20 protein-coding genes and 2 pseudogenes are annotated in these 18,874 nt (G+C 51.3%); 18 read left to right on the plus strand and 4 right to left on the minus strand.

Going from position 1 to position 18,874, the window contains the following annotated elements; genetic code table 11:
• Window positions 1-20 precede the first annotated feature (20 nt).
• The 8 genes and pseudogenes from EZV72_RS18680 to mutM all read left to right on the plus strand — a co-directional run bounded on the left by EZV72_RS18680 (window position 21) and on the right by mutM (window position 6,336).
• Window positions 21-329, plus strand: coding sequence for a YjbF family lipoprotein (locus EZV72_RS18680; protein ID WP_137165370.1), 309 nt, complete (start codon window positions 21-23; stop codon window positions 327-329).
• Window positions 322-1,047, plus strand: a complete 726-nt coding sequence (locus EZV72_RS00275; protein ID WP_137165371.1) for a capsule biosynthesis GfcC family protein — start codon at window positions 322-324, stop codon at window positions 1,045-1,047. The genes EZV72_RS18680 and EZV72_RS00275 overlap by 8 nt, the downstream gene beginning before the upstream one ends.
• Window positions 1,047-3,150 (plus strand): annotated as a pseudogene (locus tag EZV72_RS00280) (YjbH domain-containing protein). Before EZV72_RS00275 ends, EZV72_RS00280 begins: the two are co-directional and overlap by 1 nt.
• 74 nt (window positions 3,151-3,224) lie before the next feature.
• A complete protein-coding gene (locus tag EZV72_RS00285; protein ID WP_137165372.1) occupies window positions 3,225-4,208 on the plus strand; it encodes a glycosyltransferase in 984 nt (327 codons plus the stop codon).
• Between the two features lie 290 nt (window positions 4,209-4,498).
• On the plus strand, window positions 4,499-4,735 hold the full coding sequence (rpmB, locus tag EZV72_RS00290) for a 50S ribosomal protein L28 (RefSeq protein WP_137165373.1): 237 nt from the start codon (window positions 4,499-4,501) through the stop codon (window positions 4,733-4,735).
• 12 nt (window positions 4,736-4,747) lie between these two features.
• The gene (gene rpmG / locus EZV72_RS00295) at window positions 4,748-4,903 is read left to right on the plus strand and encodes a 50S ribosomal protein L33 (RefSeq protein ID WP_013786148.1); all 156 of its coding nucleotides are present in this window, start codon (window positions 4,748-4,750) and stop codon (window positions 4,901-4,903) included.
• A gap of 134 nt (window positions 4,904-5,037) precedes the next feature.
• The gene (locus tag EZV72_RS00300) at window positions 5,038-5,520 is read left to right on the plus strand and encodes a hypothetical protein (protein ID WP_137165374.1); all 483 of its coding nucleotides are present in this window, start codon (window positions 5,038-5,040) and stop codon (window positions 5,518-5,520) included.
• 5 nt (window positions 5,521-5,525) lie between these two features.
• A pseudogene (mutM, locus tag EZV72_RS00305) lies at window positions 5,526-6,336 on the plus strand (bifunctional DNA-formamidopyrimidine glycosylase/DNA-(apurinic or apyrimidinic site) lyase).
• Here mutM and coaD read toward each other — a convergent pair.
• Both coaD and EZV72_RS00315 read right to left on the minus strand, forming a co-directional pair.
• Complete coding sequence (gene coaD, locus EZV72_RS00310; RefSeq protein WP_137168603.1) at window positions 6,333-6,830, minus strand: pantetheine-phosphate adenylyltransferase; 498 nt, start codon at window positions 6,828-6,830, stop codon at window positions 6,333-6,335. The pseudogene mutM and the gene coaD sit on opposite strands and share 4 nt — an antisense overlap.
• Window positions 6,831-6,892: 62 nt before the next feature.
• The gene (locus EZV72_RS00315) at window positions 6,893-7,612 is read right to left on the minus strand and encodes a 3-deoxy-D-manno-octulosonic acid kinase (protein ID WP_137165375.1); all 720 of its coding nucleotides are present in this window, start codon (window positions 7,610-7,612) and stop codon (window positions 6,893-6,895) included.
• Between the two features lie 81 nt (window positions 7,613-7,693).
• On the opposite strand from EZV72_RS00315, the gene EZV72_RS00320 reads away from it, so the two are divergent.
• From EZV72_RS00320 to glpG, 8 genes are all read left to right on the plus strand, one after another.
• Window positions 7,694-8,710: a glycosyltransferase family 9 protein gene (locus EZV72_RS00320; protein WP_137168604.1), complete on the plus strand. Its 1,017-nt coding sequence runs from the start codon at window positions 7,694-7,696 to the stop codon at window positions 8,708-8,710.
• Window positions 8,711-8,813: 103 nt separating this feature from the next.
• Window positions 8,814-9,281, plus strand: coding sequence for a hypothetical protein (locus EZV72_RS00325; RefSeq protein WP_137165376.1), 468 nt, complete (start codon window positions 8,814-8,816; stop codon window positions 9,279-9,281).
• On the plus strand, window positions 9,278-10,441 hold the full coding sequence (locus EZV72_RS00330) for a porin family protein (protein WP_232364468.1): 1,164 nt from the start codon (window positions 9,278-9,280) through the stop codon (window positions 10,439-10,441). Before EZV72_RS00325 ends, EZV72_RS00330 begins: the two co-directional genes overlap by 4 nt.
• Window positions 10,442-10,444: 3 nt before the next feature.
• Window positions 10,445-12,889, plus strand: a complete 2,445-nt coding sequence (locus EZV72_RS00335) for a putative bifunctional diguanylate cyclase/phosphodiesterase (protein WP_137165377.1) — start codon at window positions 10,445-10,447, stop codon at window positions 12,887-12,889.
• Between the two features lie 138 nt (window positions 12,890-13,027).
• Window positions 13,028-14,224 (plus strand): glycine C-acetyltransferase, encoded by a 1,197-nt coding sequence (locus EZV72_RS00340; RefSeq protein ID WP_137165378.1) that lies wholly within the window; start codon window positions 13,028-13,030, stop codon window positions 14,222-14,224.
• Window positions 14,221-15,243 (plus strand): L-threonine 3-dehydrogenase, encoded by a 1,023-nt coding sequence (gene tdh / locus EZV72_RS00345; RefSeq protein ID WP_137165379.1) that lies wholly within the window; start codon window positions 14,221-14,223, stop codon window positions 15,241-15,243. The genes EZV72_RS00340 and tdh overlap by 4 nt, the downstream gene beginning before the upstream one ends.
• Window positions 15,244-15,248: 5 nt before the next feature.
• Window positions 15,249-15,560 carry a thiosulfate sulfurtransferase GlpE gene (glpE, locus tag EZV72_RS00350; RefSeq protein ID WP_137165380.1) on the plus strand — a complete coding sequence of 104 codons (312 nt, stop codon included), beginning with the start codon at window positions 15,249-15,251 and terminating at the stop codon, window positions 15,558-15,560.
• A 3-nt stretch (window positions 15,561-15,563) separates the two neighbouring features.
• Entirely contained in the window at window positions 15,564-16,418 is an 855-nt protein-coding gene (gene glpG, locus EZV72_RS00355; protein WP_137165381.1) for a rhomboid family intramembrane serine protease GlpG, read from the plus strand.
• Between the two features lie 27 nt (window positions 16,419-16,445).
• Here the strand turns inward: glpG and EZV72_RS00360 are convergent, their stop codons facing one another.
• Complete coding sequence (locus tag EZV72_RS00360) at window positions 16,446-16,850, minus strand: flagellar basal body-associated protein FliL (RefSeq protein WP_232364469.1); 405 nt, start codon at window positions 16,848-16,850, stop codon at window positions 16,446-16,448.
• A gap of 167 nt (window positions 16,851-17,017) precedes the next feature.
• On the opposite strand from EZV72_RS00360, the gene EZV72_RS00365 reads away from it, so the two are divergent.
• Together EZV72_RS00365 and ubiA are read left to right on the plus strand one after the other, a co-directional pair.
• Window positions 17,018-17,563, plus strand: a complete 546-nt coding sequence (locus tag EZV72_RS00365; protein WP_175405011.1) for a chorismate--pyruvate lyase family protein — start codon at window positions 17,018-17,020, stop codon at window positions 17,561-17,563.
• A gap of 2 nt (window positions 17,564-17,565) precedes the next feature.
• Window positions 17,566-18,441 carry a 4-hydroxybenzoate octaprenyltransferase gene (ubiA, locus tag EZV72_RS00370; protein WP_137165382.1) on the plus strand — a complete coding sequence of 292 codons (876 nt, stop codon included), beginning with the start codon at window positions 17,566-17,568 and terminating at the stop codon, window positions 18,439-18,441.
• Window positions 18,442-18,546: 105 nt separating this feature from the next.
• On the opposite strand, the gene ubiK is transcribed toward ubiA, so the two are convergent.
• The gene (ubiK, locus tag EZV72_RS00375; RefSeq protein ID WP_137165383.1) at window positions 18,547-18,801 is read right to left on the minus strand and encodes a ubiquinone biosynthesis accessory factor UbiK; all 255 of its coding nucleotides are present in this window, start codon (window positions 18,799-18,801) and stop codon (window positions 18,547-18,549) included.
• Between the last annotated feature and the right edge of the window lie 73 nt (window positions 18,802-18,874).

The raw sequence follows: 18,874 nt of genomic DNA on the forward strand, positions 1-18,874 counted from the left end.
CTTTTTCGTGGCAGCGCAATGTGGATATTAAAGGCGTGGGTTATGGGTTAACTGTCCATGGAAAATGGAATGAAGCCGGTGAGCAAGTACTTACTGTTTTGGGTCGGCAGCTGACTACCAGAGTGGTGGAGGAACGAGTCACTTTTCCTAAAACCACGCCTTATATAGAGCCGGGCCTGAGCTGGACCAACCGCTATTATTTGAGTCAGGATAGTGGCGAAGTACTTAAAGCCTCTGTTCAGGCGATTCCCCATGGCGACCGGTATACCATGACCTACCTGAGCCGGGCGGCCCGTCTTATTTCACAGCACGGAGATACACGTGATTAAGCCGTTTATTTTCTGTTTAGGGCTGCTGATGGCAGCCCCTGCTATTTCATCTGTACACATTAAAATTAACCAACAACAATTCCGGTTTCAGGAACCGCTGCGACTGTCCCAGATTCTTGCCCCGGTGGCCGACAATCAGGACTGGTACTGGCCGGCAAGCCGACTGTACCGGCTGGATAAAAGCGTTGAAGCGCAGCGTGATGAGGTCATCAATCTGATTGATCGCCTGGCTGTGGATTTGGCCCCGCGTGATGAGCGGGCAATTGGTTTACGGGCGTTGCGCCAACAGGTTGAAGGCTGGGAATTGGCCCATCGTGTCAAACAGCCGGTGAGCTTTGATAAGGCCCGTCTGGACGTTCGACAAAATCCGATGCTGTTGGATGGACGATACCTGCTGAGTCTGACACCACGCCCTGATGTGGTGTACATGAGCGGACTGGTCAAAACTCCCGGGCCTTATAAGTATCAGTCTATGGCCAGCGCCAGTCAGTACACCCGGTTTGTTCCGCTACGCGCGGATGCAGATCCGGATTTTGTATATGTGATAGCGCCATCCGGCAATGTGACTCGGCTGGATACCGCCTACTGGAACCGCGATTATGCCCAGATCATGCCGGGCAGCCAGATTTATGTGCCGCTTTTTTCCTATCTATTAACACCGTCGTTATCTGAGCTGAATCACAAAATTGCTGAACTTGCTGTAAACAGGGTGCTGTAATGTTATCGAGTAAACCTACTTATTTGTCCCTGGTTATTGCCAGTATTTTTGCCATGCCAGCTGCGGCGCAGCAGGCGAATACTTCACTGAGCGTTACCCCCTCGCAAATGGCGCATGGTGGGGCGGGTTTAATTCAGACGCCCACGTCCCGTATGCGCGATGAAGGTGAGCTTTCCATTGGTTATTCAGATAACGAAGAATACCGGTTCTGGACTGTCAGCCTGCAGCTGTTTCCGTGGATGGAAGCCACCGCCAGGTATACTGACGTGCGTACCCGTCTGTACAGTAATGTAGAAAGTTTCAGTGGCGACCAGACCCTCAAAGACAAAGGGCTGGACGTAAAATTCCGGCTGCTGGAAGAAAGCTTTTATTTACCCGAAGTATCGGTAGGTTTCCGTGATTTTGGGGGCACCGGCTTTTTTGAAAGTGAGCACATCAGTGCCAGTAAAGCCTGGGGGCCGTTTGATTTTCACCTGGGCATGGGCTGGGGTTACCTGGGCACTGCAGATGATATTGAAAACCCGTTTTGTAAGTTACGGGATAGTTTTTGTAACCGCCCGACCGAATATGGCGGCAATGGCGGTAAAGTGGATTATGACCAGTTTTTCAAAGGTCCGGCCGCGTTTTTTGGCGGGGTAGAATACCAGACGCCATGGGAGCCGCTGACCCTGAAACTGGAATACGAGGGTAATGACTATTCCCGTGACCGGGCGGGTCGCCTGGAGCAGGACACCCGCTGGAATATCGGCGCGGTATATCGCTGGGATAACTTTGACTTCAGCCTGAATTATCAGCGCGGTAATACCTTTGGCTTTGGTGTGACATACAACTTCAACATGCACACCTTCAAGCAGACCAAAATCAACCGGCCGCCTAAGTCACTGTTCGGCACCGAGCCGGCTAAAGATATAGACAGTGTCGACCGGGCATTATTGTCACGCCAGCTGGTGGTTGACGGTGGTTTTTACCTGCAGGATGCCAATCTGGATGAAAAGACTATCACGGTGTATGGTCAGCAGATGGCTTACCGGGATCTGACCGAAGCCACAGAGCGGGTCGGACGCTTACTGGCCGCAGAAACTGCCGGATTCGGTGGAAGAATACCGTATGGTAGAAACCGAAAATGGCTTGCCGATGGTGACCACCAGTATCGATGCGGACCGGTTTAAGTCAGCGGCTCGTTATGAAGGGCTGGAAGTGAACCTGAACGATACTTATACCCGTGCTACGCCCAGCGAGCAGGATTTAGCAGCCTATGATCCCACCGTCACCGGTTTTGGTTACTCGGCTGATATTTTCTGGAATCAGAGCTTTGGCGGACCAGAGAGTTTTTATCTTTATCAGGGCGGTCTGGTGCTGGGCGGCAATTATTCGTTCAATGAAAACTTTGGCCTGTTTGGCAGCCTGCGAGCCACACTGCTGGAAAACTATGATAAGTTTAATTACACCCTGGATCGGGCCGAGTCCACACTGCCACGGGTCAGAACCTATGTACGCGAGTATGTCACCCGCTCGGATGTGATGGTGGATACGCTTTACGGACGCTGGATAGACAAAGTATCTGATAACTGGTACGCCCAGGCCTATGGGGGTTATCTTGAAACCATGTTTGGCGGGGTCGGGGCGGAAGCGCTGTATCGTCCGGTTGATAGTAACTTTGCCTTTGGTGTGGACCTTAACTATGTACAGCAGCGTTCCTATGAAAATGACTGGGACTTTTTTGATTACAAAGTGCTAACTGGTTTTGCCTCGGCTTATTATCGCCCCGAGTTTTTGCCCGATACGCAAATCAGTGTCAGTGCCGGGCAGTTTCTGGCTAAGGACAAAGGGGTGAATATCGACTTTGCCAAACGCTTTGACAGCGGTATTGTGGTGGGCGCATATGCAGCCTTTACCGATGCTTCTGCCGATGAATATGGCGAGGGCAGCTTTACCAAAGGCTTCTACATCTCTGTGCCGCTGGACCTGTTTGTACTGAAAAATGCCAAAGGTGGCGGACGCTTCCCATGGGTGCCTATTTCTCGTGATGGCGGCCAGATGCTCAATCGTCCTTCGCGCCTGATGGATATCACCAACAGCCGTACTGGTGAAAACTTTCAGTAAGCCTTAGTATTTTTGATATCCGCCGGTCTGCACGATGCATGCGGCGGCATTCATGCAATAACGGACAGTTTTATATGAAGATCATGCATGTTCTGGTTTCCAGGGTATCACTGCCACCCCCTAAATATGGGGGTACGCAGAGGGTTATCTGGTCACTGGCCCAGGCGCAAAAAGCGCAGGGGCATGAGGTACGGTTTTTATGGGGGGATGCGCCCAGCGTACCGCCGGGCACTATTATTGCCAAAAAAGGCGAGTCACTGAACAACCTGATTGGCGACTGGCCCGATATTGTGCATTTTCACCGGGCGCCGGATGAGCATATTGATAAACCGTTTGTGGTCACAGAGCACTTTAATGCCAACAGTGCCCGCACGTATCACCCCAATACGATCTTTTTATCAAAAAAACATGCCGCTATTCATCATGGCCAGTGTTTTGTTTATAACGGACTGGACTGGTCAGATTATGGCGAGCCGGGCTTTTCGCCAAAAGCGAATTATTTTCATTTTCTGGGCAAGGCCCGCATTGCGACTAAAAATCTGGCCGGGGCGATAAACACAACCAAGCAGGCCGGACGCAAACTGGCCGTGCTGGGTGGTCCGCGTATCAAACTGGGACGTGGCGGATATATTTACTGGGATCGCAACGTATCGTTTAAAGGCATGGTGGGCGGGGAGTATAAGCATAACCTCATCCGTCAGTCACAGGGGCTGCTGTTACCGGTGCGCTGGCACGAGCCATTCGGACTGGCCTATACCGAAAGTCTGTTTCTGGGCTGCCCGGTATTTGCCACACCTTACGGGGCTATTCCTGAGATTGTCAGCGAAAAAGAAATGGGCTTTTTGTCGGCTGATCATACCGAGCTGGCAGCAGCCACGGAGGACATGAGCCAGTATAACCGCAAGCTGTGTCATGAGGTGGCCCGGGAACGATTTGGTCATTTGCAGATGGCACAAGGGTATCAGCAGTACTATCAGCAGGTGCTTGATGGTGTGCCGCTGCATAGCAGCGCGCCCTACGCTACAGAAGATCTGACCGCATTATTACCGTTTCAGTGATCGCGGGATCGCCTGTTTGGCCGGATCTGATCAAAAAACAGGATCTATCTCTGTCATCAGGCTTTCATAAACAACCCGTCTTAGGGTAGAATGCGCGGCCGGGATCTTAAGGGATCCAACAAAATGAGGGGCATTTAAGAGGTTTTTTAACCACTCGCCTTGTATTTTGAATAGCTTTGCTGTATAAAATGCGCCCTCTTATTTATAGTAATACGTCATTTGACCCAGTGACTAAGTGAAGTGGTGGGATCGATGGCGCGACAGTTATCGTTGTTCTGGAGACAAATACAATGTCAAGAGTATGTCAAGTAACAGGTAAGCGTCCTACGGTTGGTAATAACCGTTCGCACGCAAGAAACGCGACCCGTCGTCGCTTCTTACCAAACCTTCACTCTCACCGTTTTTGGGTTGAGAGCGAAAACCGTTTCGTTAAATTACGTCTGTCTGCTAAAGGCATGCGTATTATCGACAAAAAAGGTATTGATGCAGTTCTTACTGACATCCGTGCCCGTGGTGAAAAAATCTAAGGAAGCCTGATCATGCGTGATAAAATTAAATTAGTTTCTTCTGCGGGTACTGGTTTCTTCTACACCACCGACAAGAACAAGCGTAACATGCCTGGCAAAATGGAGATCAAAAAGTTTGATCCTGTTGTGCGTAAGCACGTTATGTTCAAAGAGGCCAAAATCAAGTAATAAAGCTTGCTTTTGTCTCCACGAAAACCCGGCTTCTGCCGGGTTTTTTGCGTTATATGGCGCAGCTATCTCTAAGGCCTGTTATGCTAACAAGGGTCGATAGTCTGCTATGTTCCACTTACTCTTAAGAACCTATGGCCAAAACCCGAATATCTTCCAGAGCAATGAACAACGTGGTGATTTTTGCCATGTTATTTATGATTGTATTGTTCAATCTGAAGACCTTTTTACCCGAGTCTTCGACCCCGGCCAGCCGTCCGCTGGTACCTCAGGACGGGTATATACTGCGTATTGAGCAGGATGGGTTTGCCCTGAAGCGGGCCGGGCAGAGCTGGCGACAGAGCGCTCTGACATCTCCTGTTACCATTACACCGGAACAACAGTTATCCGCCTGGCAACAGGCTTCAATTGTGCCGGTTTCTGAGATTCCCGCCAGTGTGACTGAGGCTACGCCTTTTCTGGCCGTCGTCTGGCTGGCCGGTCAGAACGAGGGCGAAGTGCTGGGCTTTTATCCCACGCCATCAGCGACCTTTGTGCAGCTGGATAAACAGTGGTACACCTTGAAAGACGCCAGTCTGACCACACTACTTCCCTGGAACAGTACAACAACAGACTGAGAATTATGCCTGAATTACCTGAAGTGGAAGTGAGCCGTCGCGGCGTGGAGCCCTGGCTGACCGGTCAGACTATTACCGAGCTTGTGATCCGTCAGCCAAAGTTACGCTGGCCAGTGCCGCAAACCCTTTCTCAGGCAAAAGGGCAGGTCATACGGCATGTGGGTCGCCGCGCCAAATATCTGCTCATAGAAACTGATACAGGCACGATAATTCTGCATCTGGGGATGTCCGGCAAGCTTCGGGTTATTGATGCTACTCATCCGCCGGTAAAACATGATCATATTGATATTGTGCTGGGCAGCGGCAAATGTCTGCGGTTGAACGATCCGCGCCGTTTCGGCGCCTGTTTATGGCAGCCAGTGGGCGAAACGGTCAGTCAGATGGCAAAACTGGGGCCAGAGCCACTCACCGGAGCATTTGATGAGCAGCGCCTGTTCAGCCTGTCTCGCGGACGTAAGGGCGCGGTAAAAAACTTCATCATGGACAATGACATCGTGGTGGGGGTTGGCAATATTTATGCAAATGAAGCCTTGTTTATGGCTGGCATCGACCCGCGCCGGGCTGCCGGACGGGTCAGTGAAAAGCGCTACCAGCTGTTAACCGCGGCCATCAAGGAGGTTTTGGCCAAAGCCATCGAGCAGGGGGGGACCACCTTGAAAGACTTTGCCCAGACCGATGGGAAACCCGGGCTACTTTAAACAGCATTTGCGGGTTTACGGCCGCAGTGGTGAAGCCTGTGAGGTATGTGACACACCGATAAAGAGCGTGGTGATAGGGCAGCGCAATACCTTTTACTGCCCGGCGTGCCAGCGTTAGTCAGACTTATTAGCACCGTGAAAGCGCTCAAACAGCGCTTTTTCTACTACCGGATGGCAAAAATCATTGACCCGTCCACGATGCAGGGCAACTTCCTTGACCAGCGTAGAAGAAATAAAAGAATTTTCTTCTGACGGGGTTAAAAATACACTTTCCAGTTTTGGGTTCAGGCGGCGGTTCATATTGGCCAGCTGAAATTCATACTCAAAATCGGACACCGCCCGCAGTCCGCGGATCAGAATAGTGGCATGCTGCGTATCGGCAAAGTCTGCCAGCAGTCCGGTGAAGCCGCATACTTCGACATTATCCAATCCGTCGGTCACGGTTTTAATCAGCTCGACCCGCTCTTCCAGCGAAAATATCGGCTTTTTGCTAGGGTTAGATGCAATAGCAATGATCACATGCGAAAACATCTGTGACGCGCGCTCTATCAGGTCTGCATGGCCGTTGGTGATAGGATCAAATGTGCCAGGGTATATCGCTCTTGTATGCATGTTCATTATCACTGTTTTAGGGTTAGCAGCACACTACCGAGTATTGCTGCATGATGCAATTATCAATCTTGATGGTAACCGGCCTTAAGGGCCGCCCAGTCTTGCTCGGTCCAGAAAAATGCCGGGCTGCGACCCGATTCTTTGACCAGCGAGCGATATAGCCGGGCCAGATTCTGTGGTTTCCAGTGGCCGTCAGCGCGCTGGTAGCACCGGTCAAAATCGATGATCCAGACCTGTGGCTGCGCATCGAGCATAATATTGCGAATATTCAGGTCGTGATGATACACATTCAAATCGTGCATTTGTCTGATCTGGCGGCCCACCGCCTGCCACACAGCCTCACCAACTGGCCCGCGGCTCAATACGTGGTGCATATCCTGAGCATCGGGAATCCGTACGCTGAGCAAATCAGCCCGGTAAATCAGCCCGTGGCGAACCACCTGGGCGGCAATTGGCTCAGGTACCAGCAAGCCGGCCTCACGCATAGTATAAAGTAAATTAAGCTCCATAAACGGGCGGGTACGCGATAAGCCCGTATATAAAAACTGGTCGCTGAATAGCTTACCGGGCAACCCGCCCCGGCGATAATGCCGCAGCACCCACTGCTGGGCAGCATCTGGCTGAATAAAGAAAGTGGTTCCACGGCCCTTGGCCTGACCGGTAATAGCATGTTTTTGTTGCCAGTATTCAGACAAAAACATCTGCTTATCGACACTGTCAAAGAAGTGAGTGTTCACTAATGTGAAGTGGCCGGTGGCTATTTTTTGCTGTTTGATCGCCATCAGTACCCTGACCTGTGGTAAATTCGCTATTGTAATGATTTTTTCTGTCTTTTTAAGTAGTAGGAGATCCGTTCTTTGGCAATGAACATCTGTCTGGTCCGTCTTTCCGCCATCGGTGACGTGTGTCACGCCGCGGCGATGGTCACCCGTATTCGTCAGCAATGGCCTGATACCCGCATCACCTGGGTTATCGGCAAACTGGAATATCAGTTGGTGCGACTGATCCCGGACGTGCGCTTTATCATTTTTGATAAAAAAGAAAAACAGGCGGCGGTAGACAAGCTGAAAGAAGCGGTAAAAGACGAAGAGTTTGATGCATTGCTGATGATGCAGGTAGCGTTACGCGCCAATCTAGCGTCCCGGGTCATTCCGGCACGCCGCCGGATAGGCTTTGACTGGGCGCGCAGCAAAGAACTGCACTGGTTGTTTACCAACGAGCGGATTGCCCCAACCCGGCAAGCCCATGTGCTGGACGGATTTATGGATTTTGCTGACCAGCTTGGTGTACCGGCGCTGCCGTCTGTAAGCTGGAATATTCCTTTAGAGGACAGCGCGTTGCAGTGGGCGCATCAGCAACAAGCCCGGTTAGGCCCGTTTGCTGTTATCAGCGCTGCGGCCAGTAAAGCTGAACGTAACTGGCTACCTGAGCGTTATGCCGCTATTGCCGACAGACTGTGCGACCAAGGGCTAAAGGTGGTGCTGTGCGGTGGGCCGGCTGATATTGATCGCAGTCTGGCTGATGATATTCAGCAGCACGCTAATTGCGAAGTAGTGGATTTTGTCGGGCAAACCAGTCTTCATCAAATGGCAGCATTACTAAAATGTGCTAGTGTTGTAGTAGCTCCGGACACCGGCCCTGCGCATATCGCAGCAGCAATGGGTACGCCGGTGGTGGGACTTTACGCGCATTCGAATCCCCGTCGTACCGGCCCTTATCACAATCTCAGTAATGTGGTATCGGTGTATGATGAGGTGATTCAGGAGCAAAAAGGAAAAGCATGGGATGCGCTTAAGTGGGGGACGCGAGCAAAGGGTAATGAACTAATGCAGCGTATCAGCGTAGAACAGGTGTGGAAGCAAATATCTGAGATTATTTAAGTTTTACGCATTTTGGTCGATTTATTAAAGATAAGATTTATCGGACAATAGAACACTTATAAAATCCATGCTCAATTGCAGTATGCTTATCAAGAGGCTGGCCGTGTTTACAGGAAATGTTTCACCTGCCCGCGTTTATTTAAGATTAGCCATTCTGGCTGTCCTGTTCACGGGGCTGACCGGAACCTCATTTTCTGTGCTTGCTGCACAGAAAATGCAGCTGATCCTGCACCCTTCTGTACAGCCACAAACCTTGTCTCATACTGAAGCCAGAATGGTATTCAGCGCGCGCAAGCAGCATTGGGATGATGGCACTAAAATCAAAGTGTTCGTGCTAAAAACAGACAGCGTTCTGCATCAGTATTTCTGCCAACAAATTCTCAGAATGTTTCCCTACCAGCTTGAGCGCATCTGGAATCAGATCACCTACTCCGGTCAGGGCGACTCGCCTGAGATAGTCAACTCCCAACAGGCTTTGATAGACGCGGTATACAGTACTCCCGGGGCGGTTGGCTATGCCACTGAAGAAAAAATAGAACAAGTGCGCGCCATGAAGGATGATTCACAATGAAACGGCTGATGTTACTTTTAGGTTTGCTGAGTCAGCAGGTAATGGCTGATACGTTGAGCTGGCACGGCTTTGTATCGCAAGGACTCACTCAGTCAGTTGACAGTAATTTTATTACCGACAACAACGATATTACCGGTGAGTTGACGGAACTGGGGTTAAATGGCCGCTGGCAGATTAAACCCAGTCTGGCGCTCGTCGGGCAGGTTAATTATCTGGACGGGGGCAACCGGTATAAATCAGCTACCCGGCTGGATTATTTGTTTCTGGACTGGCAGATGCCGGAAATGTGGCAGTGGCGTTCGCATATTCATCTGGGCCGTTTTAAAAACCGTCACTGGCTGGTGTCGGCGACCCGCGATGTACCGATGACCCGGTCTACCGCGATTTTGCCCCAGTCTGTGTATTTTGACGGATTCCGGGATATTGCACTGGGCAGTGACGGGGTATTGGTGCAGTCAACTCACACTGATGATAACGGGATCTGGGAGCTTAACTGGAGTATTGGTGAGGCGCCGATTAATCAGGGCGAAACCGGTGCATTTCTGGGCCAGGATGCAAAAGGTGAGGTTGAACAAGAATATGTGCATCAGGCCAGTGTTTACTACCAGCCCCCATCGATGGACTGGCGCCTTGGGGTGAGCTGGCTGGATTCTGAATTTAGCTATAACGCCGCCCCGGATGAATTCTTTGTTAACGGTAAAAGTCAGATTGAGCGCCTGATGCTCTCAGGTATTTACTTTGCTGAGAGCTGGGAGTTCAGTGCTGAGCTGGTACGTGAAGATCGCACTGATACCGGTGTGTACGGCCCGCAGTTCTCCAATCGTCAGGTGGGACAGGGCGGTTATGTACAGGCCCGTTATCTGCTGAACAATAAAGTCAGTCTGCTGGCCAGCTATGACACCTACGAGCTGAACAAAGACGACCCGGATGGTCGCCTGCTGGAAGCGGCTAGCGGGGGGCTCATTCCCAGTTATTATGGCTATCAGGACACCGTGGCGGTGGGCGTGCGCTGGGACCCGGCGCCAAACTGGCGGCTCCAGGCTGAACATCACTGGGTGGACGGTGCTGCCCGTTCTACCGCGTTGCTGATCCCCCAACAGGTAACACTGACCCAAAAACACTGGCGCATGTGGGCGGTGCAACTGATGTACTGGTTTTAATCTATGCAGGTCAAACTGTCTTTTCTGACCAAAATTATGCTATTGGTTTTTCTGCTGATGGCCGGCATCCTTGCGGTGATCAGCGCACTGCTGATAAATCAGTCTTCTGCGGCCATTGACACACAGCATCGTGAAATCCAGCTGCAAAATGCCCGTCGGTATGAGCTGCTGAACAGCCTGCTGACTGAACGTATTTTATTATGGTCAGAAACCTTCACCACGAATCCAGACGGTATGCCGGCATCGGAAGCGGCACTGACTCAGGCGATTGAGTCTGCTCGTAGTACCATGGATGTGAATCTGCAAATCTCCAATGTGTGGCTGTTCAGTGGCAGTGGCGATTTAGTGTACGGTGAGGCCAGCGCATTACCCGGGTTTATTGATAGGCTAAGGGCTGAAGCGCAGCAACTATGGCGACCACAGGCGGTCACCTCGTGTGCACACCTGTGCCGGCGCTATATTGTCACGCCAATAATGACCGAGGGAGACCGGCCGGCCGTGCTGGTGTTTACCAGCGGCATGCAGGAACTGCTGGCGCTGTTGTCAAAGTCGGCCGGGGTGGAGCGTATTGCTATTGCCCGGGGCAGTGATAACGCTGCATCGATGGAGGTGATTAGTCGCCTGTCTGCCTCCAATAAAGAAGCGGTCAGCAATATTCTTAAAACCCTGCCGGCAGAGGTTAGTATTGAAAGTCTGGTTGCGCAGGGGCATAGGGTGCGTCTGGGTAGGCGGCTATTACTGGTTAGCCTGTTGCCGGTACTTGAGGGCCGTCTGCCGGATAGCTATATTCTGTTTGCCCGGGATATTACCACTCAGGTTGCCTCGGCCCGTAACTATCAGGACTGGGTGATGGGCAGTGCTTTTCTGGTGGTGGTGGTGTTTGCCTTTGTGGTGTTTTTAATTTTAAACCAGTATCGCTACCGGCTGACCGCGTTGAGCAAGCGGTTACCACTGCTTGCTGAAAACCGGTATAAAGAATTTAAAAAAGGTATCAGTGCCAGCAATGCCGGTACAAAGCGCTGGCCAGATGAGCTGGATGTATTGGAATACACTGCCACTAATGTGGCCTTTGAGCTGGAAACCCTCGACAGCAAAATGGCTCTGACCAACGCACAGCTGGAAAACATGGCCATGTTTGACTCACTGACCGGTCTGCCTAACCGCAATATGCTGACTTTTCACATGGCCAAGGAAATCTCCCGCATGGGCCGTAGCCAGAAAGGGCTGGGTCTATTGTTTATCGACCTGGACGATTTCAAACGCATTAACGATAGTCACGGGCATGATGTGGGCGATAAGCTGATTGCTGCTGCTGCCCGCCGTATTCGCGAACCATTGCGTGATGAAGATATTGCGGCTCGGTTTGGCGGGGATGAGTTTGTGATTCTGCTGACTGAGCTTGAGTCTCCGGAGCAGGCCACGGTGGTGGCCAGAAAACTGATTCATGTGTTTGAAGCCCCCATCCAGTTTGATGAACATCAGTTTTATGTATCTTTGAGTATTGGTATTGCCTACAGCGTGCTCAGCGATGTCACCGTGGTCGAATTACAGCGCCATGCCGATATCGCCATGTACGAGGCGAAAGCACAGAAAGGCTCGGCATACTGTGTGTTCGACAGCACCATGCATCAGAAAGTCATGCGCCGGGTTGAACTGGAAGCCGCGGCCCGCATCGGGCTGTCACAGAACCAGTTTACCCTGGCTCTGCAGCCTCAGCTTGAACTTGATACCCGCCGGTTGGTGGGCTTTGAAGCACTGATCCGCTGGCACCACCCGGAAAAAGGCTTTATCTCGCCCGGTGAGTTTATTCCTATGCTGGAAAATACCTCGCTAATGTCGGCCATCGACTACTGGGTGATTTCACACTCGCTGTTGCTGTTAAGTCATTTGCATCGTCGCGGTCACACCAGCCTGAAGATAGCCATTAATATCTCCGCCTCGCAATTTTTAGATCCGGCGCTGCCGAATTATCTTAAACAACAGTTACTGGAGCATGATATTGCGCCGTCACTGGTGGAACTGGAGCTGACCGAAACCGCGCTGGTCGAGGATGTTACCAGTACCAGTAATATGCTCGATACCCTGCGCCAGATGGGCTGCATGATTGCCATTGATGACTTTGGCACCGGTTATTCATCTCTGGGGTACTTAAAAGCCTTGCCGGCGGACTTCATCAAGATAGACCGGTCGTTTGTCTCAGGTATGCTGGACAACCAGGAAGATCGCAGTATTGTTTCTTCCACCATTGCTATGGTGCGGGGAATGGGGCTGACTGTGATTGCCGAGGGTATTGAAACCCACGAGCAATTTGCCCTGCTGGGTGAGTATGGCTGTCAGCAAGGGCAAGGTTATCTGTTCAGCCCGCCGATAGCAGAAGATAAATTATGGGATGCACTGGACCAGCACCTTGAAAACGGGCTGTGGAAGGTGGCGCCACCCGCCAGATAAACCCTGCTGCCACACCAGCAGGTGTGGCGAATTATTTACAGCGCATAAAAAACTTCCCTGCCTGCCGTCAGGAAACGGTATACCGGCAAAGGTGCATTCTTTAGAATAGTAATTCACATTTTTTACGCGGAGAAAAGCATGTCTGAGGCGTTTATTGCACATTTGCAGGCGCAAATCGCGCAGGTCAAAGAAGACGGTTTGTATAAAAAAGAGCGGGTTATCACCTCTCAGCAACAGGCTGATATCGAAGTAGGCAAAGACGGCCACGTCATTAACTTTTGTGCAAATAATTACCTTGGGCTGGCTAATCATCCGGATTTACTGAGCGCAGCCCGCGATGGTCTGGACAGTCACGGCTTTGGTGTTGCGTCGGTTCGGTTTATTTGCGGTACTCAGGATATTCACAAAGCGCTGGAGGGCAAAATCAGCCAGTTTCTGGAAACCGAAGATACCATTTTGTATCCATCGTGTTTTGATGCCAACGGCGGTTTATTTGAAACCCTGCTGGGCCCCGAAGATGCGATTATCTCTGATGCCCTTAACCATGCCAGTATTATCGATGGTGTGCGCTTATCTAAAGCGAAGCGCTACCGTTACGCTAACAATGATATGGCCAATCTGGAAGACCAGCTAAAGCAGGCCACGGCTGACGGTGCACGGTTTAAAGTGATTGCCACAGATGGCGTATTTTCTATGGACGGGGTCATTGCCAACCTTAAGGGAATTTGTGACCTGGCCGACCAGTACGATGCCCTGGTGATGGTGGATGACTGTCATGCAACCGGCTTTCTGGGTGAAAACGGTAAAGGCTCACATGAATACTGTGATGTACTGGGTCGGGTCGATATCATTACCGGCACACTGGGTAAAGCCCTGGGCGGTGCTTCAGGTGGTTATACCTCAGGTAAAAAAGAAATTGTGGAATGGCTGCGTCAGCGTTCCCGTCCGTATCTGTTTTCTAACTCTGTGGCGCCGCCTATTGTCTCTGCTTCACTGAAAGTGTTCGATATGATGGCAGAGGGGCACGAGCTGCGTGCCCAGTTGTGGCGTAATGCCACGCATTTCCGTCAGCGTATGGAAGAGGCCGGGTTCACTCTGGCTGGTAAAGATCATGCCATTATTCCCGTGATGCTGGGTGATGCCAAACTGGCCAGTGAGATGGCCGATAAGCTGCTGAGCAAAGGCATCTATGTTATTGGCTTCTCTTATCCGGTTGTACCCAAAGGACAGGCCCGTATTCGTACTCAGATGTCGGCTGGTCACACCCTCGAGCATGTTGATAAAGCCGTAGATGCGTTCATTGAAGTGGGTCGCGATATGGGAGTGATCAAATGAAGTCGCTGGTAAAAGCAAAAGCAGAGAAAGGCATCTGGCTGCAGGACACCCCTGAGCCGGAAGTGGGTCATAATGATCTGCTGATTAAAATTCGCAAAACCGCTATTTGCGGTACCGACATGCATATTTACAACTGGGATGAGTGGTCACAGCAAACCATTCCGGTGCCCATGGTGGTAGGTCACGAATACGTGGGTGAAGTGGTGGGTATGGGCCAGGAAGTCCGTGGCTTTACGATAGGCGACAGAGTCTCGGGTGAAGGCCATATTACCTGCGGACATTGCCGTAACTGCCGGGCGGGTCGTCGTCACCTGTGCCGTAATACCACCGGTGTAGGGGTGAACCGCGCCGGGGCATTTGCAGAATATCTGGTCATTCCGGCCTTTAATGCATTTAAAATTCCCGATAATATCAGTGATGAACTGGCTTCTGTCTTTGATCCATTCGGTAATGCGGTACACACCGCGCTGTCTTTTGACCTGGTAGGTGAAGATGTACTGATTACCGGAGCCGGTCCCATTGGCATTATGGCCGCGGCAGTGGCTAAACATGTGGGTGCCCGGCATGTGGTGATTACCGATTTGAATCCGTACCGGCTGGAGCTGGCCCGTAAAATGGGGGCAACCCGGGCGGTCAATGTAGGTGAAGAAAATTTAAAAGATGTGATGAACGAGCTGGGCATGACCGAAGGCTTTGATGTTGGCCTTGAAATGTCCGGCGTGCCGGTCGCTTTTCGCGATATGCTCAACAATATGAACAACGGCGGCAAAGTGGCATTGTTAGGTATTCCACCATCAGATGTTGCGATTGACTGGAATCAGGTTATCTTTAAAGGACTGGTGATCAAGGGTATCTACGGTCGGGAAATGTTTGAAACCTGGTATAAAATGGCCAGCCTGATCCAAAGTGGTCTGGATTTGTCACCGATTATTACGCATCAGTTTGCAGTCGAGGATTTTCAGCAGGGCTTTGATAAAATGGGCTCTGGTGAATCCGGAAAAGTTATTCTTAACTGGTAAAAAATATGTCTGAATTTAAGCACATCACTGTGCAGGAAGTCGCTGAAAATTCAGCGGCTTTCACCATTGTGGATATTCGTGATCCACAGTCTTTTGCCAGCGGTCACATGCCGCAGGCAACCCATTTATCTAACGACAATTTTGCCGAGTTTTTAGGTGCCACCGCCAAAGACCAGCCGGTCGTAGTGGTGTGTTACCACGGTATCAGCAGCCAGCGTGCTGCTGAGGTGATTGCCGGTCAGGGGTTTGAAACCGTTTACAGTATGGATGGCGGGTTTGATGCCTGGCAGGTCAGCCAGCCTGTGACCACTGACTAGCGCATGACCGTTCCTTTACTGAGCATACGCCATCAGGCGTATGCGCACTTACTGTCGACCTATCTGACCGACCAGGGTTACCCGGCCGGAGTGACTGATTTGGGGCAGGGTGAATATCAGATATCGCTGACCAGTCAGCCAGACGATATTGAGCCGGTCAAAAACATCTGTGAGGTATTTTTGCGTGAACCTCAGCATCCACGGTACCAGCAGGCTGCATGGCAATCAGGCGAACAGGTTCAGATGGCACCCAGCGGCAGTACCGGCCTGAGCGATATTCTGCAGCGTGCCCGGCACGTGCCGTTTACCACCCTCATTTTTGTGCTGTGTACGCTGGTCTACGGATTGTCTTTACTGGGATTGTTTCCCGAGATTTATCATACCCTGATGATGGAGCCATTAAGCCAGCTGAGTGATAATCATCAGTGGTGGCGGCTGATAGGACCCGTTTTTCTACATTTTTCGGCCCTGCATTTTGTCTTTAACCTGCTGTGGTGGAGTATGCTGGGGGCGCAGATTGAGCGCACCCTGGGGCTATCGATGCTGCTACTGGTATTTTTTATCTCCGGTATCACGTCCAACATTGCACAGTTACTGATGGACGGGCCTAATTTTGGCGGGCTGTCGGGAGTGGTGTATGCGCTGCTGGGGTTTGTGTGGTGGACCGGCTGGCTTAAGCCTTCCTGGGGCCTGACCTTACCTCGCTCGGTGATCGGCTTTATGCTGGTATGGCTGGTGGTTGGCTATGCCGATGTACTGTGGGTACAAATGGCAAACACCGCACATACGGTTGGGCTTATCAGCGGCTGCTTACTGGCGGCACTGGTTTGTTTATCGTCTGACAGACGCAATGCCTAGCATTGCGCGCTGCTTTGCGGTGTTTTACTAGTTCTGATACAGGTACTTGGTGAAGATAACATTCTTCACAATTTCAGAGCCGGTTTCCTGCTTCATATGCTTTTGCAGCGCTTTTAGAATAGCCAGCCGAATATCTTCGCGTCCGGTCAGTGACTTCACTTTTTCCTCTGGCTGCTGACCAAAAATCTCAATGGCGGTGGCCCGCAGCAGCGGCATATGGTGCTCGGCAATCTCCAGATTATCCGCGCTGTTTATCATCAGCTCTACGGTTACCCTGACATAACCCAGCTTTTTGGCCGACGGACCGACAAAATTGGTGACAATGTCAGGTTCAAGGCCCATATACGCATAGTTGGGTTTATCCTGCGCGCTGGCCAACGAGCAGCTCAGGAGTAAAAAAATAGCAACAGTGCCTTTAAAAAGAGAACGCATATTCATCACGGTATTCGATAAGCTCTTGTCATGTAATTAAAAAACAAAGTTTGTATAGTGTAGCAAAGCGGTATTTTTTCACCCAGATTAATGTAAGCGACCAGCGGTGCCTAAATCTATACCTGAGTGTTAAGATAGCCACCAAAATAAGAATACGGTATTAGCCTTTGGATTTAGCATTCCCGCACAACCACAACATCACCGTGCACTGGCAGCCTGCCAGCGAGGTTACCTTGCCTGATGCGCAGTTACATCACTGGTTACTGGATACCGGCTCGCTTACTGAGCGCCTGCAGAGCTGCTGTGAGCAGTTTTCGCTGACCCGGCTGGGTCAGGGCAGTTGTCCGCTATATGCCAGCGAGCAGCGCTGGCTACCACCCCAGGCCGGTCATCACTGGCAAGTGCGGGAAGTGATTTTGCACGGTGACGGACAGCCCTGGGTATTTGCCCGCTCGGTGCTGCCACAAACCCTGATAGACCGGGAGCTGGCGAATCTGGGCGGTGAGCCGTTGGGTAAACGTTTGTTTAACGATAACCGGTTTATCCGCAGTGACTTTGAGCTGTGCCGGGTGCCTGCCAGTGCCTTTACCTTTGACGATACGCCGCCGCGGTCGTGGCTGTGGGGCCGCCGCTCACGCTTTCATCTTAACGATGATTACATTATTGTGGCTGAGATCTTTCTGGCCGGCTCACCGGCTTACCAACCGAGATAACTATGCAATGTAAACTGTCTTTTTCAAACTGGCAGGCCTATATGCAGCTCATGCGTATGGATAAGCCTATCGGTATTTATTTATTGCTGTGGCCCACGCTGTGGGCACTGATCATGGCTGCTCAGGGCGTGCCCTCGTTACTTATCACAGCGGTATTTGTGGCCGGTGTGGTGCTGATGCGTGCTGCCGGATGTGTGATTAACGATTATGCCGACCGCAAAGTGGATGGCGCGGTGGAACGCACCAAAGCCCGCCCGCTGGTCAGCGGAGCGGTGAGCGAAGGCGAGGCACTGCAGTTATTCGGTTTACTGATTGCACTGGCGTTTTTGCTGGTACTGCTGCTTAACTGGCAAACCATTGCCCTATCATTTGTGGCGGTGGGACTGGCCTTCTGTTACCCCTTTATGAAGCGCTACACGTATTTGCCACAGGCCTTTTTAGGCGCAGCGTTTGGCTGGGCTATTCCGATGGGGTTTGCTGCGGTCACCGAAAGTGTACCGGCGTATGGCTGGGTACTGTTTGTGGCTAACCTGCTATGGACGGTGGCCTACGACACCATGTACGCCATGGTGGACAGAGATGATGATGTTAAAATTGGCATCAAATCCAGCGCCATTCTGTTTGGCCGGTTCGACAAACTCATGGTGGGTGCGTTACAGGCTCTGACCATCGCCTTACTGCTGGTGATAGCCGGTATGATAAACGCCCACTGGCCGGTGTATACCGCCATTGCGGTTTGTGCGGTACTGTTTGCGCAGCAGCAGTATGCTATTCGTCACCGTGAGCGCAAAGCCTGTTTCCAGGCGTTTTTAGACAACCACTATGTAGGACTGGCGTTTGCAGCAGGCTTGTTACTGGAATATCTGCTCGTGCGCTAAGCACGACTGAAATAGAATCTGCGCTAAGCGCAGTAAAATACCGGTAGCGCTAAGCACAAAAAAACAAGGTGCCCCGGGCACCTTGTTAGTTATTTCTCTGGCGGCTTATTCGCCTTTGCTGTGTTTGCTTTCCAGCTCTGCCAGACGGGCTTCCATGGCATCCAGTTTCTCCCGGGTGCGAATCAGCACCTGGCTCTGAATATCAAATTCTTCCCGTGATACCAGGTCCAGCTTTGACAGCTGTGCCTGTAAAATCTGTTTAATTCGGCTTTCTGCGCCTTCGGCCATGTTGCGCACGCCCGGTGGCACCGCATCAGAAATTTGTTTTGCCAGTTCTTCGAGTTTTTTCGGATCGAGCATAGTTTTCCTCTATAATGCGCCACGTCATTCATTGACTATTCTAAAGAGATGCTAACGACTTGCAATCAAAACT

It is taken from the genome of Salinimonas lutimaris (genome assembly GCF_005222225.1).
GTDB classification, from domain to species: Bacteria; Pseudomonadota; Gammaproteobacteria; order Enterobacterales; family Alteromonadaceae; genus Alteromonas; species Alteromonas lutimaris.